This is a genomic window from Lagierella massiliensis (assembly GCF_001407835.1).
Classification (GTDB): Bacteria; Bacillota; Clostridia; order Tissierellales; family Peptoniphilaceae; genus Mediannikoviicoccus; species Mediannikoviicoccus massiliensis.
The window spans coordinates 566293-591059 of sequence record NZ_CYUO01000005.1; the positions used below are offsets into that span (position 1 = coordinate 566293).

The 24767-nt window shown below is 32.2% G+C and carries 24 protein-coding genes; 16 read left to right on the forward strand and 8 right to left on the reverse strand.

Annotated elements, in window-relative coordinates:
- Window positions 1-192 precede the first annotated feature (192 nt).
- Window positions 193-1500, forward strand: a complete 1308-nt coding sequence (locus tag BN2746_RS06260; RefSeq protein ID WP_055078929.1) for an MATE family efflux transporter — start codon at window positions 193-195, stop codon at window positions 1498-1500.
- A gap of 68 nt (window positions 1501-1568) precedes the next feature.
- Here the strand turns inward: BN2746_RS06260 and BN2746_RS08945 are convergent, their stop codons facing one another.
- The 5 genes from BN2746_RS08945 to BN2746_RS06285 all read right to left on the reverse strand — a co-directional run bounded on the left by BN2746_RS08945 (window position 1569) and on the right by BN2746_RS06285 (window position 5705).
- Complete coding sequence (locus BN2746_RS08945; RefSeq protein WP_082420222.1) at window positions 1569-1955, reverse strand: IS3 family transposase; 387 nt, start codon at window positions 1953-1955, stop codon at window positions 1569-1571.
- A gap of 17 nt (window positions 1956-1972) precedes the next feature.
- Window positions 1973-2284: an IS3 family transposase gene (locus BN2746_RS08950; RefSeq protein WP_082420223.1), complete on the reverse strand. Its 312-nt coding sequence runs from the start codon at window positions 2282-2284 to the stop codon at window positions 1973-1975.
- 140 nt (window positions 2285-2424) lie between these two features.
- The gene (locus tag BN2746_RS06275) at window positions 2425-2964 is read right to left on the reverse strand and encodes a helix-turn-helix domain containing protein (protein WP_055078930.1); all 540 of its coding nucleotides are present in this window, start codon (window positions 2962-2964) and stop codon (window positions 2425-2427) included.
- 66 nt (window positions 2965-3030) lie between these two features.
- On the reverse strand, window positions 3031-4278 hold the full coding sequence (tyrS, locus tag BN2746_RS06280; protein WP_055078931.1) for a tyrosine--tRNA ligase: 1248 nt from the start codon (window positions 4276-4278) through the stop codon (window positions 3031-3033).
- Between the two features lie 251 nt (window positions 4279-4529).
- Complete coding sequence (locus BN2746_RS06285; protein WP_055078932.1) at window positions 4530-5705, reverse strand: MalY/PatB family protein; 1176 nt, start codon at window positions 5703-5705, stop codon at window positions 4530-4532.
- A gap of 138 nt (window positions 5706-5843) precedes the next feature.
- Between BN2746_RS06285 and aroF the strand changes: the two genes are divergently transcribed.
- From aroF to aroQ, 6 genes are read left to right on the forward strand one after another with little or no spacing between them, the layout of a single operon-like run.
- Window positions 5844-6866 (forward strand): 3-deoxy-7-phosphoheptulonate synthase, encoded by a 1023-nt coding sequence (gene aroF, locus BN2746_RS06290; RefSeq protein ID WP_055078933.1) that lies wholly within the window; start codon window positions 5844-5846, stop codon window positions 6864-6866.
- Entirely contained in the window at window positions 6859-7923 is a 1065-nt protein-coding gene (gene aroB, locus BN2746_RS06295; protein WP_055078934.1) for a 3-dehydroquinate synthase, read from the forward strand. The genes aroF and aroB overlap by 8 nt, the downstream gene beginning before the upstream one ends.
- Window positions 7904-9172 carry a 3-phosphoshikimate 1-carboxyvinyltransferase gene (aroA, locus tag BN2746_RS06300; RefSeq protein WP_055078935.1) on the forward strand — a complete coding sequence of 423 codons (1269 nt, stop codon included), beginning with the start codon at window positions 7904-7906 and terminating at the stop codon, window positions 9170-9172. Before aroB ends, aroA begins: the two co-directional genes overlap by 20 nt.
- Complete coding sequence (aroC, locus tag BN2746_RS06305; protein WP_055078936.1) at window positions 9150-10259, forward strand: chorismate synthase; 1110 nt, start codon at window positions 9150-9152, stop codon at window positions 10257-10259. The genes aroA and aroC overlap by 23 nt, the downstream gene beginning before the upstream one ends.
- A complete protein-coding gene (locus BN2746_RS06310; protein WP_055078937.1) occupies window positions 10232-11476 on the forward strand; it encodes a shikimate kinase in 1245 nt (414 codons plus the stop codon). Before aroC ends, BN2746_RS06310 begins: the two co-directional genes overlap by 28 nt.
- Complete coding sequence (gene aroQ, locus BN2746_RS06315; protein ID WP_055079425.1) at window positions 11457-11891, forward strand: type II 3-dehydroquinate dehydratase; 435 nt, start codon at window positions 11457-11459, stop codon at window positions 11889-11891. Before BN2746_RS06310 ends, aroQ begins: the two co-directional genes overlap by 20 nt.
- A 25-nt stretch (window positions 11892-11916) precedes the next feature.
- Here aroQ and BN2746_RS06320 read toward each other — a convergent pair whose 3' ends face one another.
- Both BN2746_RS06320 and BN2746_RS06325 read right to left on the reverse strand, forming a co-directional pair.
- Complete coding sequence (locus BN2746_RS06320) at window positions 11917-12459, reverse strand: hypothetical protein (RefSeq protein ID WP_055078938.1); 543 nt, start codon at window positions 12457-12459, stop codon at window positions 11917-11919.
- Window positions 12460-12527: 68 nt separating this feature from the next.
- On the reverse strand, window positions 12528-12935 hold the full coding sequence (locus BN2746_RS06325) for an FYVE zinc finger domain-containing protein (protein WP_055078939.1): 408 nt from the start codon (window positions 12933-12935) through the stop codon (window positions 12528-12530).
- Between the two features lie 321 nt (window positions 12936-13256).
- On the opposite strand from BN2746_RS06325, the gene rplM reads away from it, so the two are divergent.
- The 7 genes from rplM (at window position 13257) to BN2746_RS06360 (ending at window position 19955) form a co-directional block, all read left to right on the forward strand.
- Window positions 13257-13688 carry a 50S ribosomal protein L13 gene (gene rplM, locus BN2746_RS06330; RefSeq protein ID WP_055078940.1) on the forward strand — a complete coding sequence of 144 codons (432 nt, stop codon included), beginning with the start codon at window positions 13257-13259 and terminating at the stop codon, window positions 13686-13688.
- A gap of 11 nt (window positions 13689-13699) precedes the next feature.
- Entirely contained in the window at window positions 13700-14092 is a 393-nt protein-coding gene (gene rpsI, locus BN2746_RS06335) for a 30S ribosomal protein S9 (RefSeq protein WP_055078941.1), read from the forward strand.
- Between the two features lie 160 nt (window positions 14093-14252).
- Window positions 14253-15638: a Trk system potassium transporter TrkA gene (gene trkA, locus BN2746_RS06340; protein ID WP_055078942.1), complete on the forward strand. Its 1386-nt coding sequence runs from the start codon at window positions 14253-14255 to the stop codon at window positions 15636-15638.
- A gap of 8 nt (window positions 15639-15646) precedes the next feature.
- Complete coding sequence (locus BN2746_RS06345; protein WP_055078943.1) at window positions 15647-17098, forward strand: TrkH family potassium uptake protein; 1452 nt, start codon at window positions 15647-15649, stop codon at window positions 17096-17098.
- A 282-nt stretch (window positions 17099-17380) separates the two neighbouring features.
- A complete protein-coding gene (locus tag BN2746_RS06350; protein WP_055078944.1) occupies window positions 17381-18361 on the forward strand; it encodes an NAD(P)H-dependent glycerol-3-phosphate dehydrogenase in 981 nt (326 codons plus the stop codon).
- A complete protein-coding gene (locus tag BN2746_RS06355) occupies window positions 18351-19562 on the forward strand; it encodes a carboxylate--amine ligase (RefSeq protein WP_055078945.1) in 1212 nt (403 codons plus the stop codon). Before BN2746_RS06350 ends, BN2746_RS06355 begins: the two co-directional genes overlap by 11 nt.
- 117 nt (window positions 19563-19679) lie before the next feature.
- Entirely contained in the window at window positions 19680-19955 is a 276-nt protein-coding gene (locus BN2746_RS06360; protein ID WP_055078946.1) for a hypothetical protein, read from the forward strand.
- A 245-nt stretch (window positions 19956-20200) separates the two neighbouring features.
- Here the strand turns inward: BN2746_RS06360 and BN2746_RS06365 are convergent, their stop codons facing one another.
- Window positions 20201-20908: a hypothetical protein gene (locus tag BN2746_RS06365; protein WP_055078947.1), complete on the reverse strand. Its 708-nt coding sequence runs from the start codon at window positions 20906-20908 to the stop codon at window positions 20201-20203.
- Between the two features lie 217 nt (window positions 20909-21125).
- Here BN2746_RS06365 and BN2746_RS06370 point away from each other — a divergent pair, with 217 nt between their 5' ends.
- Both BN2746_RS06370 and mcrC read left to right on the forward strand, forming a co-directional pair.
- Window positions 21126-23624 (forward strand): AAA family ATPase, encoded by a 2499-nt coding sequence (locus BN2746_RS06370; protein ID WP_055078948.1) that lies wholly within the window; start codon window positions 21126-21128, stop codon window positions 23622-23624.
- Complete coding sequence (gene mcrC, locus BN2746_RS06375; RefSeq protein WP_055078949.1) at window positions 23621-24676, forward strand: 5-methylcytosine-specific restriction endonuclease system specificity protein McrC; 1056 nt, start codon at window positions 23621-23623, stop codon at window positions 24674-24676. The genes BN2746_RS06370 and mcrC overlap by 4 nt, the downstream gene beginning before the upstream one ends.
- Window positions 24677-24767 lie beyond the last annotated feature (91 nt).

A 24767-nucleotide genomic window follows, 5' to 3' on the forward strand; every position in this document is an offset into this window, starting at 1 on the left:
CAAAAAATAAAAAAGTGAAAAAAGTTTAAAAAATACTTTACAACTACAACATAATGAAGTATAATAAGAACATCATCTTAAGATTTCTTCTATTCATATTTCTCTTTGAATAAGAGACAGCAAAGTCAGGGGTTCCTGACTTTTTTGTCGTTTAGGGATAATGATATGGTAAAATAGTTTAGAGGAGTTAAAATGAAAAGATTTTTTAAATTTATTATACCTTCCATAGTATCTATGTGGGTGTTTGCACTCTATACTATGGTTGATGGTTATTTTGTATCCAATTATGTAGGAGAAATAGAATTTTCTGCGGTTAACATATCCATGCCTATTATAACTTTATTTTTTTCTATTGGGATACTCTTTAGTATTGGAACACAAGCCAGGGTTGGCATGAGTCTTGGGCGAGGAGATAGGCAAAAAGCAAATACTATTTTTACGTCATCCTTTTTAAGTTTACTAATGACAGGAATCATCATATCAATATTTTTGTTTTTTACACTAAATAAAGTTGTCATGTTACTTGGAGTTACTGACAAAACCATCTTATTTGTAAAAGAGTACTTAAGCACAATAATTCCATTCGCTATGTTTTTTATGTTGAGTTATCAACTGGAAGTTATGGTAAAAATAGATGGAGCACCACATATTGCTGCATTTTCTGTGGCACTTGCTGCAATTTCCAATATTGGTTTGGACTATCTTTTTATAGTGGTATTTCATATGGGAATATTTGGAGCAGCCCTTGCAACAGGAATTGCACAAGTAGTTAGTACCTTAGCTTTTTTAATTCATTTTTTAAAAAAAGGTGGCAGACTTAAATTTACAAAAAAATTGGATTTTACAGTTTTAAAATCAACTATTCCCCTTGGTATAGGGGATGCTATTTCAGAAATTGCATTAGGCTTTACAGTGTTTTTATTTAATACGAACCTTTTGAAGGTCTATGGACAGGATGCTCTTATAGCTTATACGGTTATTTCATATATATCTGTATTTATATCTGCAACTATGACAGGTGTGGCACAGGGACTTGCACCACTTTTTTCCTATGATTATGGTCACAGAGATTATAAAAAGATAAAGTATTATATACGCAAAGGCGTAATAAGTATATTATCAATCTCTGCATTCTTTATAATAATTTTAACATTCTATTCAGAGCCGATTGTAAATTTATTTTTGGATGAAGGTTCAATGATAATGGGAAAAACCAAAGATGCTTTGAGAAAATATTCCTGGGCATATCCCTTTGTAGGACTCAATGGTTTGTTGGTTACATTTTTTGCAAGCTTAGGCAAGGGGAGAATGGCAACAGTGCTATCTATCTTACGTACACCTGTTGCAATTAGCCTTAGCATGTATTTAACAAGGAACTTATTACCCGACTATATGATTTGGTATGTACTTGCATTTTCAGAAGCTTTAGTATTTCCAGTTGGGCTTTACTTTCTAATGAAATATATTGTAATACCTCTTAGATATAGAAAAAGAGAATAGAAAAACAAATGGAGCATAGGTTCAAGTAATGACCTGAACCCGTAAACACGGAACAATTTAATAATCTTTTAAGCGGAATGTAATCTGTACATAACAGGGGACATTCCGTTTAATTTTGTTTTAATCCTATCTTCATTGTACCATTTAATATATTTTTCAATCTCACTTATTAAATGGTCATAACTTTTAAACTCTTCTCCATAAAACATTTCTTGTTTTAATATCCCAAAGAAGTTCTCCATTGGAGAATTGTCTATACAATTCCCTTTTCTTGACATACTTTGCCTAATGTTCATTTTTTCTAACTTACTGGTCCATGAACTGTGTTGATAGTGTAAGCCTTGGTCTGAGTGTATTGTTAAGTTATTCTTGTTTTTTAACTTGTCTAAAGCTTTATCTAACATTGTATTTGTTAATTCTATTGTTGGGTGATAACTTAGGGTATAGCTTATTATTTCACTGTTGTAAACATCTAATACTGGTGATAGGTATAGTTTCTCCTTTCAGCTTCAACCCTAAATTCTGTAACATCTGTTAACCATAATTGGTTCGGTTTGTCAGCTTTAAATTCTCTATTTACAAAATTATCTGCTACTTTTCCTACTTCTCCTTTGTATGATGAGTATTTTCTTGATCTTGTTTTAAATTTAGTACATAGCAATGATTCTTCTCTCATTATTCTTAAAACTCTTTTATGGTTGACATTAAATCCTTTATTTTTTAATACCATAGTTACTCTTCTATATCCATATCTACCTTTTGATGCTTCTACTATCCTTATTATTTACTTTTTGATTTATTTATCTTTCTCTACTGGTTGTGATCATTTTATATTCCATTCATATTATGTCTATTTTGGTAGTTTCGATATTGATAACCATTCGCTTATCTTGTTTTTTGGATATTCTTTTATTAACTTGAGGATTATCTTTGTTTTTTCCTTGCTTCTGCTTCCTCTTCCAGTAGCAAGGCTTTTAACTTTTTTTCGTATACTATTTTCATTTTAAGGAGTCTATTTTCTTCTCTAATTCTTATTAACTCTTCTCTTTCAGATTCATTAATTGGAGTATTAAGTTTAGACTTTTTATTTGATTTGGTCATGTCTTTTTTAGGCCTTCCTCTGTTATCTTCTAACCCAGATAGACCACGTTCAAGATACGCCTTCTCCCATCTGTATACCATAGATCCATTAACAAGATTGAAGTGCTCTGCAGTCTCTCTGAGCGAAATATTATTGATTTGCCTATATTGTATTACAGATAGCTTAAATTCAATAGTGAATTTGTTATTTTTTGACTTTTTAGATAAGTTATCAAAGCCTCCTGAATTGTATTTGTTTATCCAATTTCTCAAGGTAGAATATGGAATATTATATTTATTAGCAATACTTTCTTGACCACCCGATTTACCTGATAAGTATTCTAATACTAATTTTATTTTAAATTCTTTTGTGTATTTTGGCATAGAAAAACCCCTCCATCCGTATTCCGGATTTTGGGGTTCAGGTCATAACCATGCTCCATATTTTAATTATTTTATTTTTATTTTTTGGAAAATTTTCTTTCCCTTTTGGATTATTATTTCGTCATCTTTAAAGTCGTCTAAAGAAATTTCTTTCTTGAAATCTTTCACAGTCTCTCCATTTAACTTAACTCCGTTTTGTTGGATAAGTCTTCTCGCTTCTCCATTTGACTTTGTTAAATTTAATTCTGTAAGAAGATTTAATACTCCAACACCTTCATTAAAATCAGATTTTTTCATTTCAGTAGTTGGCATATTTTCATCGGAAGCGTGTCCTTCGAATAGTGATCTTGAAGTTTCAAGAGCTTTTTTTGCCTCTTCTTCGCCATGAACCAATTTAGTGATTTCAAATGCAAGGATTTCCTTTGCTTCATTTATCTTAGAGCCTTCTAAAGAGCCAAGTCTTTTACATTCATCAGTTGGAAGGAAAGTAAGCATTAGTAAAAACTTTTCTACATCAAGGTCGTCAACATTTCTCATGTATTGGAATAGTTCATATGGACTTGTCTTCTTTTCATCAAGCCAAACTGCACCTTTTTGTGACTTACCCATCTTAACACCTTGAGCAGTGGTAAGTAGTTTAAAGGTCATTGCATATACCTTGTCCTGCTCAAGTTTTCTAACTAAGTCATAGCCACCAAGTATGTTTGACCATTGATCTGATCCACCCATTTGAAGTTTAACACCATAGTCTCTATATAATTTTAAAAAATCATAGGATTGCATAAGCATGTAAGAGAATTCGAAGAAAGTGAGACCATCTTTCATTCTATTTTTATATGCGTCTAATGTTAGCATTTGATTTACATTAAAATGCACACCGATTTCTCTCATGAAGTCTAAGAAATTTAATTTAAGCAACCAATCGGCGTTGTTTGCAATAATGGCTTTTCCATCTTCAAAGTCTATAAATCTTTGGAATTGATTGTAGAAGCACTCTGCATTATGATTGATAGTTTCTTTTGTCATAATAGTTCTCATATCTGATCTTCCAGAAGGGTCACCAATTAAAGTTGTTCCACCACCAAGTAGTGCAACGGGTATGTGACCATGTCTTTGCATACGCATCATTACCATTATTTGTATAAAGTGACCTATTGTGAGCGAATCTGCAGTAGCGTCAAAACCAATATAGAATTTAATATGTTCTTTTCCAAGTAACTCCCTAAGTTCGTCTTCATAGGTTGCTTGTTCAAAGTAACCTCTTTCGACCAATTCATCAAAAACATTATCGTGTTCCAATTTGTAATCTATCATTTTATACCTCCAAAATAAAAAATCTTCCAATTGAAAGGACGCTAAACCGTGGTACCACCTTTCTTCACTGGAAGTCTCGTTACAATATAAGCTATTGTGTGCCTCGGACAAAGTAAGTTGTAATTCCCTTAAACACCGTTACGAGTCAAGGTACTGAAAATCCTATAAGTCCATATTTATTTAATGGTATTATATCATAAAAAACAAAAAACTCAAGTGTGAAACACACTTGAGTTAAGCTATCTTAATAATTAAAGTTTTTCAATTTCAGAAACGAGTCTATCAAGATGTTCTTTTAAAACTTTTGTAGGTAGTGCTACATTAAATCTTTCATAGCCTACGCCTTCTTCTCCAAAGTTTTTGCCAGGATTTGTAAAGATTCCTGCTTTTTCATATAGGAATTTATGGAGAGCTTCTTCGTCCATTCCAAGTGGTCTAAAGTCAACCCAGAACACATAAGTTCCTTCAGCTTTAGAGTATGGGAGATTTAATTTAGAAAAGACTTCTTCACATAATTTAAAGTTTTCATCAAGAACTTGAAGTAGTTCCTTTAACCAAGGAAGTCCTTCTGTATAAGCGTATTCACAGGCTTTGTATCCAATTACATTTATAGAATTTAGATGCATTTGTGCAAGTTGATTTTTTAAACCTTCTCTAAGTTCTTCGTTAGGAACTATAATGTTTGAATTCTTTAGTCCTGCAATATTAAAGGTCTTTGATGGAGCTGTACAGGTAATAATTATATTTTCTAATTCCTTTGAAAGGCTTGCAAAGATATGATGTTCATTTCCTGGTCTTACTAAGTCCATCCAAATTTCGTCGCAAATAATTTTCAAATCATTTTCAAGACAGATTTTTCCTATTTTTTCAAGCTCTTCTTTACTCCAAACCCTTCCCACAGGATTATGAGGAGAGCAGAAAAGTAAAACTTTGTTGTTTAAATCCTTAGCAGCTTTTTCAAAAGCTTCAAAGTCGATTTCATATCTCTCATCATGATTTAAAAGGGGAACATTAACTTCTTTTAAATTATTATTCTCAATTGCTGCAATCATTGGAGGGTAAATCGGTTTAAATATTATAACGCCATCACCTTCGTTACAAATTGATTTTAGTCCTGCAATAAATCCATCAACAACCCCTGGACTTTGTACAATCCATTCTTTTTCAATTTTGTAATTATGTTTCTTATCAAACCAATCTTTAACAATTTCTAAGTAAGAGTCATAGGGCATTGTATAACCTAAAATACCTTCATCTAAAAAGTTTTTAAGCCCTTCCACTATGCATGGTGGTGTGTGAAATTCCATGTCTGCAACAGAAAGAGGGACTATATCATCGCAAACTTTGTCGTAGCATTTATACATCAATTCCCACTTAGATGAACCAGTATTTTTTCTTGATATTTTTGATTCAAAATCGTAATTCATATTGCCTCCTTAAAATTTTCTATAATTTTATTCTAACATAAATAAGTAAAATATTATTCGTTTTCAGCTTTTATTTTTGAAAAATCTCATTAGATGATAAAATAGATATTAGTATAATCAGAGAAAAAGGGATTAGATATGATAGTAAAATTAAAACAAGAATTTGATAAAAAAAATGTTAAAAATTTAATATCTTGGTTTGAGAAAAAAGATTTAAAAGTTGTAGAAACTAAAGGAGAAAACTCCATAGTTTTATCCATTATCGGCGATACCAAGATGATAAATGAAACTTCTGTCAAAGCCTTTGACTGTGTTGACTCTGTATATAGAATACAGGAACCATACAAAGAGGCAAACATCAAGTACCACAAGGACAAGGCAGTTGTAAAAGTAAAAGATATAAAAATCGGAGGAGGAGACTTTGTTGTGATGGCGGGACCTTGCTCCGTTGAATCAAGGGAACAGGTTTTAGAAGTTGCAAAAAAAGTCAAAGAATCTGGAGCAAATATTTTAAGAGGTGGCGCCTTTAAACCAAGAACTTCACCTTATTCATTCCAAGGCATGGGAGAAAAGGGAATAGAGTATTTGTTAGAGGCAAAGGAAGTTACTGGACTACCAATAGTTTCTGAAATTATGGATATAGATGATCTTCCATACTTTGAAGAGGTAGATGTTCTTCAAGTTGGTGCAAGGAATATGCAAAACTTTTCTCTATTAAAAAAACTTGGTGGTGTAGATAAGCCTATACTTTTAAAGAGGGGACTTTCTGCAACCTATGAAGAGTGGTTGATGTCTGCCGAGTATTTAATGGCTTGGGGCAATGAAAATATTATTCTTTGCGAAAGGGGAATAAGAACTTTTGAAACTGGAGTTAGAAACACTTTGGATATAACTTCTGTACCTTACTTGAGACAGAGGACACAGCTCCCAATTATCATAGACCCATCACATTCCAGTGGTGCGTGGGAGCTTGTAGAACCACTTTCCATGGCAGCAATAGCAGTTGGAAGTGACGGACTCATTGTAGAAGTTCACAACAATCCTGAGAAGGCTCTATGCGATGGATCACAGTCCTTAAAGCCAAAGAAATTTGACAATATGATGAAGAAAATTTCAATTATGAAAAACGCATTAAAAGAGATAGAAGAATTAAATGAATAAGATTATAGAAATAAATGTATCAGAAAGCTACAAGGTTTATCTTGGATATGAGAATTATAAAGAGATACTAAATTATATTGATGATAAGAAAAAAATTTTTATCATTACAGATGAAAACTTAAAAAAACTTCATCTAAAAGAATTTACAAAAATTTTGGATGATGAAAGAATTAACTATTCCAACTTTATTTTAAAACCAGGAGAGGATTCTAAGAGTTTAAAAAGTGTTGAAAGAATAATGAATTCCATGGCAGAGCAGAAGATGAGTCGTTCCGACATAGTCATCGCCTTTGGTGGAGGTGTTGTAGGAGATATTGCAGGCTTTTGTGCATCCATATACCAAAGGGGAATAGAGTATATACAGATTCCAACAACACTTCTTGCGGCGGTTGACTCTTCAGTTGGTGGCAAAACAGCAGTCAATTTAGAAAGTGGAAAGAACTTAGTTGGTTCATTTAAGCAACCTCTTTCAGTGATTTGTAATTTAGATACATTTAAAACCCTAAGCAAAGAGGAGTTTAATAATGGAGTTTATGAGTGTATTAAATATGGAATTATATTTGACAGAGACTATTTCGATATTTTTTTACAAGAGGACTTTGATGTAAATTCAAATAGACTTATGGAAGTTGTAGAAAGTGCTATAACCTTTAAGTCTAAGGTTGTAATAGAAGATGAGTTTGACTTTGGAAAGAGAAGGCTTTTAAACCTTGGGCACACATTTGGCCATGGTATTGAACAGGCTTCAGCTTATAAAATAAAACATGGTTTTGCAGTGGGACTTGGAATGGAAATTGTATCTAAAATAAGTTACTCTTTGAATGGAATTTCAAAAGAAGAACTTGACGAAATATTATCTGTGATGAAAAAGTACAGAAATATAAAACTTCCTACTATTTCTCCACAGGACATTCTTTCATATGCACTTGTAGATAAAAAAATTTATGGTGGAGTTATTAACATGATTATTCCCAAATCCATTGGCGAATGTGAAATAATAGAGGTTGAACTTGATAAATTAAAGGAGCTTTACTACCTTGGAACGAATAATAGTTAGACCGAACAGCTTAAGTGGAAAGATAAAAGCCATACCATCAAAGACCTATGGTCATAGAATGATAATTCTTTCGGCCCTTTCCAAAATACCTTCAAGGATTATTGTAGATGAGTATAATGATGACCTATTGGCAACTCTTAACTGCATAAGAGAACTTGGTGCAGACTACAGTATAGATGGAGAAGTTTTAGAAATAACTCCAATAAAAAAAGCAAATTCAAAACCATTTTTAAACGCGGGAGAATCTGGATCTACACTTAGATTTATAATTCCAGTAGCAACAGCTCTATTTGAAAATACAATTATAGATGCGGAAGGTAGTTTAAAAAGTAGACCTATAAAGCCATTACTTGATGGACTAACAAGTGCCGGGGTAAAATTTTCAGACACAACTCTTCCCATAGAGACCTTTGGGAAATTTACTGGTGGAGAAATAGAACTTCCAGGTCATGTGTCATCACAATTTATTTCGGGAATACTCTTAGCGGCTTCAATTACACATAAAGATACCAAAATAATTTTGACAAGTAACTTAGAGTCAAAGGCATATGTGGATGTAACCATTGATGTACTTAAAAGCTATGGAATAGATGTGGAAAAAAACAGCAATGGATTTTTTGTAAAAGGTGGACAGAGTTTAAAGCCACAGGAGGAAGTTATAGTTGAAGGGGACTGGTCAAATGCCGCCCCATTTCTCGTAGCAGGAGCACTTAATGGCGAAGTCGAAATTACTGGATTAAATAGTGATTCAAATCAGGGAGACAGAGTTATATTAGATATTTTAAAATCATTTGGAGTAGATATTTTTATTTCTGACACAATTAAAGTTAAATCAAAAGAAAAACATCCTATAAAAATAGATGTGAACGAATGTCCAGACCTCTTACCGTTGCTTTCAATACTTGCATGTGGAGCAGTTGGACAGTCAGTATTTACAGGTTGTCACAGACTTAAATTAAAGGAGTCAGATAGACTTAAAAACTCCATGGAATTAATAAACCTTTTAGGTGGAGAAGCTTTTATAAAAGATGAAAGTTTGATTGTTAATGGAAGTGGATACCTTTTAGGTGGAAAAGTAAAAAGTTTTGGTGACCATAGAATGGCTATGGCAGGGACAATAGCATCTTTAATTTCGAAAAATGACATTCAGATAGATGGCTTTACTGCAATAAATAAATCCTATCCACGATTTTTTGAAGACTTTAAGTGCCTTGGAGGTGATGTAGTTGAGTTCAATAATTGGAAATAATTTTAAAATATCTTTATTTGGAGAGTCCCATGGAAAATGTGTTGGCGTTGTAATCGATGGAATGCCACCGGGATTTGAAATAGACATGTATAAATTAAAAAGTTTTTTAGACAGAAGGCGACCTGGTCTATCAAAATTTGCAACACCAAGAAGTGAAAAGGACAAGCCGATTTTTATGTCTGGTTTAAAAGGTAATGTATCTACGGGATTTCCCCTTTGTGTAATCGTGGAAAATGAAGATAAAAAAACTTCCGACTACGACAACTTAAAAGAAATTCCAAGACCATCACACTGTGACTACACAGCTCTATTAAAGTATGTTGGATTTGCAGATTTAAATGGATCGGGACATATGTCTGGAAGACTTACTCTACCAATTTGCATTGCTGGAGGAATTGCAAAGCAGATGCTTGAAAAGAGGAAAATATTTGTCGGAGCACATCTATATAAAGTTGGAGATGTTAAAGATACACAGTATGATTTTGTAAACTTGGACATAGAGACTTTAAAGAAAACTGACAATAAAAATTTTCCTGCAATAGATAAAGACAAAAGTGAAAAAATGAAAGAACTTATTGAAAGAGTTAAAGAAGAAAAAGATTCAATTGGTTCCATTATCGAAGTTGGAGTAATTGGTATGCCAAAGGCAGTGGGTAAACCAATTTTTAATACAGTTGAAGGAAGACTTTCACAAATGGCATTTTCAATCCCAGGTGTAAAAGGTGTTGAGTTTGGTATGGGCTTTGACTGTGCAAAGCTAAAGGGTTCAGAACATAATGATAACTATATAATTAAAGATGGAAAGATAAAAACAGAAACAAATAATAACTCTGGAATAGTTTCGGGGATTACCAATGGAATGCCAATTGTTTATAGATGTGCTTTTAAACCTACGCCATCAATTGGAAAGATTCAAAACTCAGTCAATCTTCAAACTATGAAAGAAGAAAGACTTTTGATTGAAGGACGACATGATCCTTGCATTGGAGTTAGGGCAGTTTCTGTAATGGAAGCTGCAACAAGCCTTGTATTAATAGATATGATAATGGAGGAAGGACTATGGCAAGAAATAGATTTGGACTTATAGGAAAGACTTTGAAACATAGTTTCTCACCGAAACTTCATAAGTACCTTGGAGACTATAGCTACGAATTATTTGAACTAAAGCCCGATGAACTTGAAAGTTTTTTTAAAAGGCAAGATTTAAAGGCGATTAATATAACCATGCCATATAAAGAAGAAGCCATGAAATACTGTAACAAGTTTTCGCAAGAAGCTTTGAGGATGGGCTGTATCAACACAGCTATTTGGGATGGAGAAGATATTGTAGGATATAACACCGACTACTATGGCTGCATGGAGATGCTCAAGGAGATTGACTTAGAGATAGAGGGAAGCATTGTTGCCATATTAGGTGATGGTTCAACATCAAAAACTGTAAGAGTTGCCCTTGAGGACTTGGGAGCAAAGGAGATTTTAAATATCTCAAGAAGAGGAGAAATTAAATTTGATGACATGGAAAAGTACAACCATGTGGAAGTTATAGTAAATGCTACCCCGGTGGGAATGTATCCTAACAATTTGGAGTCACTTTTAAATTTAAAAGACTTTCCAAAATTAAAAGCAGTTGCAGATGTTGTATATAATCCCCTTCGAACAAAACTAATTTTAGATGCCAAAAGACTTGGAATTAGAACTTCAACAGGACTTAAAATGTTGGTGTATCAAGGAATAAAGGCGAACGAACTATTCTTTGACAGAAAAATTGAACAAGAGGAAGCTAAAAAAATATATAGCTATATCTACAGAGATGTATCAAACATAGTAATAATAGGAATGCCTGGGTCTGGAAAAACATCTATTGGTCGTTCATTAGCTAAAAAAATAGATAGAGGATTTGTTGACTTAGATAGAGAGATTGAAAAGATAGATGGAATTAGCGTGCAACAAATATTTGAAAATTATGGGGAAGATGGATTTAGAGAGTTTGAAAATGCTGCGTGTATTAAATATGGAAAAGAGACTGGAATTATTATTTCAACTGGTGGAGGAGTTGTTTTAGACAAACAAAATTTCAATCCACTTAAGCAAAATGGAATAATTGTTCAAATTGATAGAAAATTAAATAAGCTTGCTACTAAGGGACGACCTTTATCAAAGGGAGGCTTTGAGAACTTGGTAAAATTACAAATCGAAAGAACTAAAAAATATCAAGACTTTGCAGACTTTAAAGTTGTAAATATTTATCACCCTGACTGCGTGGAGGATATAATAAATGAGTTTAATGAAATTACTGGTTGTTAACGGACCAAATATAAATATGCTGGGTGTAAGAGAACCAGAAGTTTATGGAGACGGAACATATATCGACCTTTGTAATCTCGTGGACAACTATTGTAGAGAAAAAAATATTGAAGTGGAGTTTTTTCAGTCAAACTACGAAGGAGAAATTGTAGACATAATTCAAAATGCCTATGGTAGCTTTGATGGAATAATAATTAATCCAGCTGCCTACACCCACACTTCAATAGCAATACTTGATTCATTAAAAGCTGTAGGCATACCTACGGTTGAAGTTCATATTTCAGATGTGAGCAAGAGGGAGGACTTTAGACAGGTTTCATATATAAGGCAGTACTGCAAAAAATCTATTATTGGATTTGGATTTAAAGGATATTTAATGGCAGTTGACTATTTAGTAGAATTAATAAAAAAATAAGGTTCACATCAAGTGAACCTTTATTTTATGGTATTTGAATAGGATTACTTTGTCTAAAGTCATCCACAAGACCATCCTTGGTCATGCGAATTTCAGATTTTAAGTCTTGACTTCCTATAGTCTTATCATCTTTCGAATATTCTATTGTGTATGAAGCTTCATAGTATTCGAATTCATCGGAAGTTTTTTCTTTTTTTAATTCATTAATATTTATGTCCTTGAGGGTTATTTCCAAACCTTCTTCGCTATGTGCATTACCTAACCATATTAATGGATTCACACCTGCAAAGTTTTGGTAGCCTGTTTCTGTCATAAGTGGTTTAAACATATCTTCTAAATACTTATCCAACTCAGTTTTTTCATTTGCATCTTCATCTACACCTTCGCCAAGAGCTTGGTGGTTTGAAGAAGAAAACACTTCGCTATTTTCTGGCTCTGGTATGTAAGCTTTTTTTATAAAGTTATCAACCTTATCCACGTTAGAACTGCCTTGACTACAGCTCACAAATAAACTCAAAGATAAAATCAGAGCCATAATAAAAATGTTTTTCTTAAAATTAGATTTCATAAAATCCTCCTTTAGATACTTATTTATATTTTAGCACAATTCAAAAAAAAAACAATACAAGGAGGCTATTAGCTCTTTGTAATAAAGTCGTTGCCACAGTTTTTGCAATGTATTTTTATTTTTCCCTTACCTCTTGGAACTTTCATTTCAGTTTTGCAATTTGGACATTTTAAATATTTATATTCTTTTAAGTTTTTCATTTTATTTTTCTTTTTGCTGAAAAAACCTAAAAATTTTCTTCTAAGCAAAAGGTAATCTTGGTTTTCTTTAGCCCTTTGAACTTTGTTTCTTGAAAATATAATAAAATTAGAATAAAACACACAGGCAAGTCCAAAAAACAGAATAAAATTCCCGAAAATATTTTGTTTAAGGAACATTGATATGATTAATAAGATCATCCCAAGAGTTGATAAAAATCTCGAAAAGTGATTTACTCCATTGCGACCCTGCATAAACTTATAAAACCAATTTTTCATTTTTACTCCTTTCATATATAATTGTATTAATGTTATTATCTCAAGTGGAAGTTAATTATTCCTTAAAATTATTTTGGGAGGCTTAGCTTAATTAAATAAAGAAAATAATTATGTAATTGAAATAGAGAAAAGTTTGACATTTAAATTGGTTTATTGTACAATATCATGGTGTTAAAAAAGACTGTCCCGGTCCTTTTTAACAATATACAAAAATCGCCAGGTGGCCAAGGGTGCGATTCATAAATGCTTGGTGGGAAAATAATCGCTATTTGACAGCGATGTCGAAATAGTCAAAATATTGTAAAGAGGAAGGAAGACAGAATGAAAAGCTATAATGTAAGAGCGAAAGACATACAAAGAAAATGGTATGTTGTTGACGCTACAGACAAAGTTCTTGGAAGACTTGCAAGTGAAGTTGCAGCTATTCTAAGAGGAAAAAATAAGCCTATATTCACTCCTAATCTTGACACCGGGGACTATGTAATAGTTATCAATGCGGACAAGGTTAGAGTAACAGGAGACAAGAACAAAAAGAAAATCTATAAGAGACATACAGGATACCCTGGTGGTTTAAGAACTACTACTTTCGAAGAACTTTTGGAAAGAAAACCAGAAAGAGCAATTGAACTTGCAGTAAAGGGTATGTTACCTAAGAACAGATTAGGTAGAGATATGTACAGAAAGCTTAGGGTTTATGCCGGAGAAGATCACGGACATGAAGCTCAACAACCTGAATCTATAGATTTAGCATAGGAGGAGAATAGATGGCTGATATACAATATTTAGGAACAGGCAGAAGAAAGACTTCTGTTGCAAGAGTAAGACTTGTTCCTGGAAATGGTAATTTTATTGTAAACAAAAAACCAATTGATGAATATTTCAATTATGAAACATTAAGGGTTATTGCAAGAGAACCTCTAACATTAACTGAAAACTTAGACTCATATGATGTTTATGTAAATGTTAAGGGTGGCGGATACACTGGTCAAGCAGGAGCAATTCGTCATGGAGTTTCAAGAGCACTTCTTAAGGTTGATGAAGAATTGAGACCAACTTTAAAGAGGGCTGGATTCTTAACAAGAGACCCAAGAAAAGTTGAACGTAAAAAATACGGTCAAAAGAAAGCTCGTAAGAGCCCACAATTCTCAAAGAGATAATATTTCAAGCCTTGGACTTATGTCTGAGGCTTTTATATTTATGCCATAGAATTTTAAAAAATATTTATAAAATGATACAATAAAATTAGTATCAAAAAAATTTGTTAATTTAGGAGATAGAATTTATTTTTTGATTTTTTATTATATTTTGGAGGATTAAATGAAAGCATTGGTTGTTGGTGCAGGAAAGCTTGGTTTCAAACTGGCTTCTGCATTGGTTGATGAAAATTGTGATGTCACAGTTGTTGATAATGATGAAAAAGTAATTGATAATATTTTAAACACTTTGGATGTACTTACCATAAATGCAAATGCTCTTGATATTGAAATTTTAGAAGAACTGGATATTTCAACATATGATGTTGTGTTGGCAACTACGACCAATGATGAGGCAAATGTAATTCTTAGTACAATTTCAAAAAAACTTGGTGCAAAATATGCCATTGCAAGAGTTCGTGATCCTGAGTACAGAATGCACATAGAATTTATAAGTAAGGAATTGAATATCGACAAGATAATAAATCCCGACGATGCAACTGCAAAGAATATTGAAAAATATTTATTGAAGCAATATAAACTCTACTCTGACAGTTTTGCAGACGGAAAGATAAAACTTGTAGAATTTAATATTGGCGTTGATGAAGACTTTGTAGGCAAGAAGGTAATGAATATAGAGGCGTTTAAAAATTTGCTTATAACTGCAGTATCAAGAAAAGGTGTTGCAATTGTACCAAATGGAAATACTTTGCTTTGTGAAAATGATGTAATACTACTTGGGGGCAAAGCGGAGGATATTGAAAAGTTTGATAGGGATCATTCTGGTGTTAAAAAGGCTAAAAGCATCAAGAAAGTGGTAATTATTGGCGCAGGCAAGACGGGGTTTTACCTTGCACAAAATCTTTTGAATGATGGAGTAGATGTAACTATTGTTGAAATAGACAGACAAAAATGCTATGAAATTAAAGAGAAGCTTCCAAGTGCTCAGATTATAAATGGAGATGGGACAGATTTAAATCTACTTGAAGAGGAAATGATTAAAACCTTTGATGCATTTGTTGCGACAACGGGAATAGATGAAGCGAATTTACTTATAGCTTTGGTCGTAAAACAATTTGGTATCTATAAATCAGTTGCCAAAGTATCAAGGACAAATTACGATTCAATACTGGATAGGCTTGAAGTTGATGCAGTATTTAACACATCATATATTGTAGCTTCTGAGATATTAAAACATCTTAGAGGCGGACATGCAATTTCAGTAAATCTTTTGTTAAATGGTCAAGTAGAAGCTACAGAACTCATCGTGGAGTCTGGAGTATTGGCTTGTGGAAAAAAATTGAAAGAACTTAATCTACCAGAAGGAATACTTATAGTGGCGGTAATAAAAAACGATAAGATTGTTATACCAAATGGGGAAACTATTTTGTCCGCTGGAGATAGAGTAGTAGTTTTTAACGCCCATAGCAAACTTTCTGATATGAAAAAATATTTTCACACCGAGAATAGGAGTAAGTCCATATTTGAGAAGATTAGATTTATAAAGTAGGTAATTCTATGAATAAAAAACTGATAGTTAAAATTTTAGGAATAATACTTTTGATAGAAGCAGCCTTTATGCTTCCATCACTTATAATTTCATTTTACATGAAAGACTCATCAAACAAGGGATTTTTAGTTGCAATGTCAATACTTATTGTTTTATTTTTAGCAACTCGCTTCATAAAGATTAAAGACTATACCCTTGCACCACTTGATGGACTTTTTATTGTTGGATTTTCTTGGATATTGGTTTCAATATTTGGAGCCATACCTTTATATATAAATACAGAACTTGATTTTATTTCTTCATTTTTTGAAATAGTTTCAGGTTTTACTACAACAGGGGCATCGGTTATAGGAAATATAGAATCTTATCCAAAGTCTGTTGTGTTTTGGAGAAGCATAACTCACTGGATAGGTGGAATGGGAATATTGGTTTTCACTGTTTCAATACTTCCACGCCTTGGAGTAGGTGGTTTCCAAATATATAAGGCTGAGTCTCCCGGACCTGTTGCTGGAAAGATACAGTCCACAACTGCTCGTTCAGGAAAAATACTTTATAGAATATATTTACTTATAACACTTATAATATTTTTGGCTCTCATAGCGACAAAGATGTCTGTTTTTGATGCGGCAATTCATACATTTGGAGTAACTGGTACAGGAGGTTTTTCTTCTCACAACGACTCTTTAACAAGGTATGGAACTCCAACTATAGTGGTGTTAAGTATTGCTATGTTTATCTGTGCAACTAATTTCAATGTATATTTTTTGATTTACAAAAGAAAGTTCAAAGAGATATTAAACAATGACGAACTTAAAATGTGGTTTTTATTTATAGGCATAGCAGTTTTAAGTATTGCAATATGTCTATTTAATAATGGATATGGAAGTTTTTCTCTCTCACTTAGAGACTCAGCTCTTCAGGTAACATCCGTATCATCAACATCGGGATTTGCCAATACTGATTTTGATCTATGGCCAAGTTTTGCAAAGACACTTCTCTTCTTGCTTTACTTTATGGGAGGTTGTGCTGGATCAACAGCAGGTGGGCTAAAAGTTGTTAGAATAACGGTGCTATATAAGCTCGTTAAAAGAGAGATAAAAAAGACAATTCACCCTAAGGCAGTAGTTCCTATTCGACTTAATGGAAAGAATTTAAGTGAACAGGTAGTACTTGGAATTTGTGCTTTTACTGCAGTTTATTTTTTTGTGTTTTGCATTTCAACTGCCATAATAACATTAGACGGACACGACATTAGAACAAGTATGTCAGCTGTTGCAACATTTCTATCGAATGTAGGTCCTGGATTTTCTAAAGTTGGACCAACGAAAAATTTTGCATTTTTTAGCAGTGGGTATAAACTTTACTTTAGTTTTTTAATGCTTTTAGGTAGACTCGAATTTTTTACTTTAATAGCACTTATCTCGCCAAGTAATCCAAAAAAAGAATTGATTAAAATATAAAAAATTGATTAGAATTAAGAAATAAAACAGTAAATCACATGGGTTTTCTGTTTTATTTTTTTGAATGAGTTAAAAAGAAAAAAGAATGAGATGGGGCTAACATCTCATTCTTTTAGAAAGGGTATGTGTTGAAGTAACACTTGTACATGATTTGATATTAATAGGATTGTTTTAATATCTATTACAGTATACAATATTATTTTAAAAATTGCAACATTATTTAAAAATTTTTTGTGTTTGTGTGATAAAATTATATTATCATCGTTTGACAGGAGAGTTAGAATGAAAATTACAGTTATAGGCTGTGGGAGATGGGGTTCTTGCATAGCTTGGTATTTAGATAAAATTGGAAAAGATGTAACCTTATATGGAAGAGAGACTTCGAAGAATTTTCAAAGATTTTTACAGACAAGAGAAAATGAATTTTTAAAACTTCCAGAGAGTTTAAAACTTTCTTCAAACATTGAAGAGGTTTTAAAATCAGAAGTAATTGTTATATCTGTTGGAGCTCAAAACTTTAGAAATCTACTAAAAGAGTTAAATGACTTACAATTAAAAGACAAGAATATTGTGCTTTGTATGAAGGGAATTGAAATAGAGAGCAAAAAGAGATTGTCAGAAGTGGCAAAGGAAGAAATTGACTCTTCAAACAAAGTGGCTGTATGGATTGGACCTGGTCATGTGCAAGAATTTTATAGAGGAGTTCCAAACTGTATGGTGATAGACAGTGAAGATGAGGAACTAAAAAAATATTTAGTTGAAGAATTTTCATCACCTCTAATAAGATTTTATTATGGAACTGACTTGATTGGAAATGAAATTGGAGCGGCACTTAAAAATGTGATTGGAATTGCCGCAGGAGCATTGGATGGCCTCGATTTAAGTTCTTTAAAGGGAGCTTTGATGAGCAGAGGGACAAGAGAAGTGTCAAGGCTTATTGAATCCATGGGAGGTAATCCATTTTCTGCATATGGGCTATGTCATCTTGGAGACTATGAAGCTACGGTGTTCTCTGAATATTCAAATAATAGAAAATTTGGTGAAAGCTTAGCAAGAGGTGAAGAATTTTCAAAACTTGCAGAAGGATATTATACTGTGAAAGCAGTTATGGATTTAAAAGAAGAGTATGATGTAGATATGCCAATAAGTACAGCGGTTTATAATATATGCTACGAGAACAAGAGCGCAGAAAAAGAAATAGAAAATCTATTTTTGAGATCACTAAAAGATGAATTTATAAAGGGAGAGTTGAATGAACAATAAATTTATACCGATAATACTTGGTACTGATATAAATGCCTATGGAGTTGCAAGGTCATTTCATGAAGCATATAAAGTTAAGTCTATAGCGCTTGGAATGAAGCATCTGCCATTTACAGCAAATTCAGACATTGTGGAAGTTAAAACTTTTGAAAATTTTGATACAAATGAAGTTTTTAAAAGAGAGATGGAAAAATTTGGAAGGGAGATGGAAGGTAACACTTTACTTTTAATTTCCTGTTCAGATGGATACACTTCCCTTTTAACTGAAAATTCAGAAATGTTAAAGAAATATTTTAAGTTTAATTACATCTCTAAAGACTTGCAGAAAAAACTTGAAAACAAAAAGGATTTTTATGAAATTTGTGAAGAGTATAATTTAAATTATCCCAATACTTATATTATAGATAAAGAAAAAAAAGATTCTTTTAAGATTCCATTTGACTATCCAGTTGCGGTAAAGGCGAATGACAGCATTGAATTTTTACATTTGAAATTTCCAGGAAAGAAAAAAGCGTATAAGGCAAATGATTTAAACGAATTGAATCAGATTATCCAAGACGTATATATGGCTGGCTATACAGGAGAGATGATAGTTCAAGATTTTATTCCAGGAGACCACTCAACTATGGGAGTCTTAAATGCCTATGTTAATAGCAATGGAGAAGTTAAGATGATGTGCTTTGGCAAATGTCTGCTTGATGAGTGTTTGCCAGAAGGTATAGGTAATTACAATGCCCTTGTAACAGAAGATAATGAAGAGCTTTATAAAATGGTGAAGAACTTTTTAGAAAAGATAAACTATAGAGGCTTTGCAAACTTTGACTTCAAATATGATAGAAGAGACGGAAAATATAAAGTCTTTGAAATAAATATAAGACAAGGTAGATCAAGTTATTACATGACTGCAGGTGGTTGTAATTTTGTAACATTTTTAGTTGATGATTTAATTGATAATGCAAACAAACCACTCTATAAACATGTAAATGAAGGGCTATGGTTATATGTAGATCCATTTGTATTAAAGAATTACTGTAACAAAAAAGACCTTCCAAGAGTTAAGGAACTTTTGAAGAAGGGATTTGGCTTTACAATGTGGTATAAAGAAGATAAAAACTTTAAGAGATTTTTAAATTATTGGAGAAGGCGTCTTGCAACAATAAAATATTATCCTAAGTTTCAACCTGAGAGAGAAGAAATATAAGTCTGAAATCTCAGGCTTTTTAGTATTGGATTTAAAAAATCAATTAGGACTAATTTATTCAGAATGTTAATTAAGGAGAATAAAATTTTAAGATTAAAAAATAATTGGAGGTAAGCCATGTGGTTAATTCTTGGAATAGGAGCAATAATTTTTGCATTATTAAATGTAATTTTTGCAATCAAAAATAAAAGTTCAAAATGGTATAGATTTTGTAGTTTATCATTAACAGCTTTAACAGTTTGTGCATTTTATTCAGAAGCAGCTTCGCGTGTTGTCAAAGAAGACTGGGCTGGTCTGATGGATACAATGCCTACTTTAAAAAAAGCCTTATGGGTTTTGGTGATACTATCTATTGCGATTAATTCCATCTCTCTATTTAAAGGAAATGATTAGATAGATGAAGAATAAGTTTAAGAAAATTAAAGTGAATAAAATTAAAAGAAGGCAAGATAGAACACTCTATCCTGCCTTTATTTTTTGTTTTACTGATCACCTAACACATTAACTGAATTCATTAATGGCGCATCTACAGGAATTGTTACTTCTGAAGGCCAAATTCCATAGTCAGCAGTAAAACTAATTGCAATGTGTTTGTTATCATATGAAGTTAGATTATCAGGAAGTCCAACTGTCTTCCCTTAATTTGTTGTTCCAATTAAATTTCTAAACTCTCCATCTATAATATTCGTTAAGTTTTCGATTTTCTTTCTATCTGCTATGTCGGTAAAGTCTATTTTGAAAGAATTATCTTCAGTCATACTATCTACTAAACCTTCCCAAATAACTTCTGATTGAAGTTCTAAATTATCATTTTCAATTGATGTTGTGATTTTTTCTTTTGTTGCGACGCCTGTTCCTGCTGAGATACTTGTATATAATAATGCATCACGATTTTCGCTTTGCGTTATGTCTGCTCTAAAGCCTCCTGCGCTTGCAACACCAATGGTATAAATTTCATCAGTTGTAATCTCTTTTGTAAAATCGTCATTTGGAGAGAAAATTTTAATATTAGCTAATTCATAGTCTGTGTTTTGAGCAACTAAAAGTTGAGGAATATCTGAAGAATTTGTATTTACTAACTCATAAGAATAGGTTACTTTTCCTTCTTCACCATATTCAGTAAAGGTATATGAATCTATATTATCTAAAACCTTGTTGTATAAGTCTGCAATCTTTTTGTTGTTTTCGCTTGGATCAATTTGTTTTTCTTCTGTGGCTTCTGTAGTTTCTTTTTGTATTGCAACGGAAACTTCACTTGAGATTTTATTTGCTTTTTCTGTGCAAGATGTAAAAGTCAAAAACATACACAGAGTAATAGGGATTATTTTTACTAATTTTTTATTCATTTTTTCTCCTTTTAAGTTAATGATAATATTATGTATTATTATATGAATTTTATCTTATCTTACTTATTTTTACAATGGAATTAGGGCATATAATTGTGTAAATTTAACTAATAATACATTTAGCGTTGCAAATGGTGTAGAATTAAAGAAAAGGTACTTTAACCATGAAAAGAATTATTTGAAGTCAGATGTTAGACTAAAAAGTCTGGAGGAAGATATGTACGATCAAAATCATTTTATTTGGGAAAAATTTTATACTGAGTTTGCTTTAAAGCTATTGGAGTACAAAGACAAAAGAAGTGAACTTATTGAAAAGGTAAAGGCGATTTACGATATTACCGATATTAATATGCCAAAACTTGAAGAAAATTATAATCTTGTTGATATTGATCCTTTTACTGTATTCGGCCTTTTTAACAAAGGGATTACAGAAGAGAATCGTAGAAAGATATTAAAAGTAATAAAAAAACTATTTGATATTAAGACAGAAGTTCCAACATCTTTTAGTGGCTTGCCAGTTCTAAATCTTTTAAATTCTAATTATTATAGATTTATTGATGAACGTGGAGAAAATGATATTGATGATTTATGGGGACTTTTTGAATCTGCCTTTGTATATAATAATTCAAATACTTCAGAAAATAGAGAAATATTTTCGAAATATTTTGACTTGGCGATTAATAAAAAAAGTAATGGGACTAGTAAAATCACCATGGGATTATTTTGGATCTTACCAAATACTTTTTTAAACTTGGATAGTCGTAATAAATGGTATATTTATGAATCGGGAAAAATACCAGAAAATGTTGTAAAAAAACTTCCAAAGCTTAAAGGCAAGATTTCTGCTAAAGAGTACTTTGGAGTTTTAGACAATTTAAAAGATTATATAGACAGTGAAGAAAGTGACCTAAAAGATTTTAAAGACCTTTCCTATAGTGCATGGAACTATTCAGAGGAAGTTAATCAGCAAAAAAAGGAACAAGAAAAGTACAAAACTTCAAAAGCATCTTTCCTTAGATGGTTTGCTCCACTAATTAAAGCTCTTCGTGATTTAGGAGGTTCTGCCACTCCACCTGAAGCAAGAGAAAAAATAATTGAAAATGAAAAATTGTCGGAAGAGGAACTTAGTGTTACAAGAGGCAAAAATAAAGTTAATAAATTTGAAAATGAAGTTGCTTTTGCTCGTAGTTATCTTGCAAGCGCAGGATACATTGATAAAAGTGTTTACGGAGTATGGACTTTAACTGATGTAGGGATGTCCGTTAATATGACGGATGAATTGGCTTCAGAGATTTACAGGGAGGTTTTATTAACCAATCAAAACAAGTCTGTTAATGAATCATCTGCTTTTGCGGATGAAGACGTTCATACTATTAGGTACTGGATATATTCTCCAGGAGAAAATGCATGCATGTGGGATGAATTTTATAATGCCGGAATTATGGCAATTGGTTGGGGAGAAATTGGTAACCTAAAAGCTTTTGACAGCAAGGATGAAATGAAAGATAAGATGAAGGAAGTTTTTGATGAGAATCTTTCTTTTAAAAACTCTGCCCATGCTGCATGGCAATTTGCAAATGAAATGAAAATTGGAGATATAGTCTTTGTAAAAAAAGGCATGAACAAGATCATTGGTCGTGGTGTTGTTATGTCAGATTATGAATTTGACAGTTATAGAGAAGACTCTTTTAAAAATATTCGCCAAGTGGATTGGACCCATAATGGAGAGTGGGAATATCCTGGACAAGCCGCAATGAAAACTCTTACTGATATTACTCCATATACTGAATACGTTGAAAAATTAACCACATTATTTGACGAAGACTCTGAAGAGGTTGAAGAAATTGGAAAAGTGTATCCAGTTTATACAAAGGATGATTTTTTATCTGAAGTTTATATGGCTGAGGAAGATTATGAAAGATTGAAGGGAGTACTTCGTGTAAAGAAAAATATTGTCTTACAGGGAGCTCCAGGAGTTGGGAAGACTTTTGTTGCAAGAAGATTAGCCTTTTCTATGATGGGTGTTAAAGATATAGAAAGGGTTATGATGCTTCAGTTCCATCAAAGTTATTCCTATGAAGATTTCATTATGGGATTTAGGCCTTCGGAAAAAGGTTTTGAACTTAGAAGAGGAGCATTCTATAATTTCTGTAAAAAATCAGAAGTGGATGAAGACAATGATTATTTCTTTATAATTGATGAAATCAACAGAGGAAATTTAAGTAAAATATTTGGTGAGCTTTTTATGCTTATTGAAAATGACAAGAGAGGTCTCTCTTTACAACTATTGTACTCTGATGAAAAATTTTCTGTACCAAAGAATCTTTATATCATTGGTATGATGAACACAGCGGACAGAAGTTTAGCAATGCTTGACTATGCGCTTAGAAGAAGATTTGCCTTTTTCAATATTAAACCAGGTTTTAGAACTGATGGGTTTATAAAATATAAAAATAGTTTGGAAAACGAAAAGTTCGAAAGGCTAATCTCTTGTATTGAAAGTTTGAACGAAGTCATTTTAAACGATGAATCATTAGGAGAGGGTTTTTGTATAGGGCATAGCTATTTTTGTAACTTATCTCAATCTGCCATAGATGATGGAATGCTTTATGGGATTGTTGAGTATGAACTGATTCCACTTTTGAATGAGTATTGGTTTGATGAACCAGCAAAATTAAATGATTGGATTAACAATTTAAGGAGCGCTATTAAGTGATACCAATTAAAAATATTTACTATATGCTGTCCTATGCATTTAAAGTTCTTAATCAGCAAGGATATAAGCGAATAGCCACTGAAGAATTTGATAATACTGCAGAACTTATGGCGTCTATATTAGAAAAGGGTATTGCTGTTCAGTTGAAAAGAGGACTAATAAGGGAGTATATTCCACAAGGGGATGAATTATCTTCAATAAGAGGAAAAATTGATATTACGAAATCTATAAAGACACAGAGTATGCAAAGGAAGAAACTAGTATGTTCATTTGATGATTTTTCTGAAGATAATATAAAGAATCAAATTATTAAATCAACTGTTGAGCTTCTTTTGAAGTCAGATATATCAAAAAGCAGAAAAAAAGAGTTGCGAAAATTGATGATGTACTTTTCAAATGTAAAAGTTATTGATTTAGATAGGGTTAATTGGAACCAACAATATAATCGTAACAATCAGACCTACCAGATGTTGATTTCAATATGTTACTTGGTAGTAAAGGGACTGCTTCAGACCAATACTAATGGAACGAAAAAAATAATGGACTTTCTTGATGAGCAGAGAATGAGCCGACTATATGAAAAATTTATTTTGGAATATTATAAAAAACATTATCCAAAAATTTCCGTTAGTTCATCACAGATACCATGGTCATTGGACGATGGAGTTGGAGATATGCTTCCAGTAATGCAAAGCGATATACATCTTCAAATGGGAAACACAGTATTAATTATTGATGCTAAATACTATGCAAGTACAACACAGTCGCAGTTTAATAAAAACACAATACATTCTAGTAACTTATACCAGATATTTACTTATGTAAAAAATCGTGAATATCAATTTGGAGATATAAATAACAAAGTGTCTGGAATGCTTTTATATGCAAAAACCGATGAGGTAATTCAACCTAACAATGTGTATCAGATGCATGGAAATAGAATAAGTGTTAAAACTTTAGACTTAAATAAGCCTTTCGAAAAGATAGCAAGTCAAATGGATGATATAGTGTGCAGTCATTTTGGTAAATTAGGTAAAGTAAGCTCTATATAAATGAAAAAATGAATTGAACTGAAATTTTTAAAATAGTTTAAAAAAAGGAAAAAAATATCAACAAAGTGTTGACTTATGACTGATGGTCCCT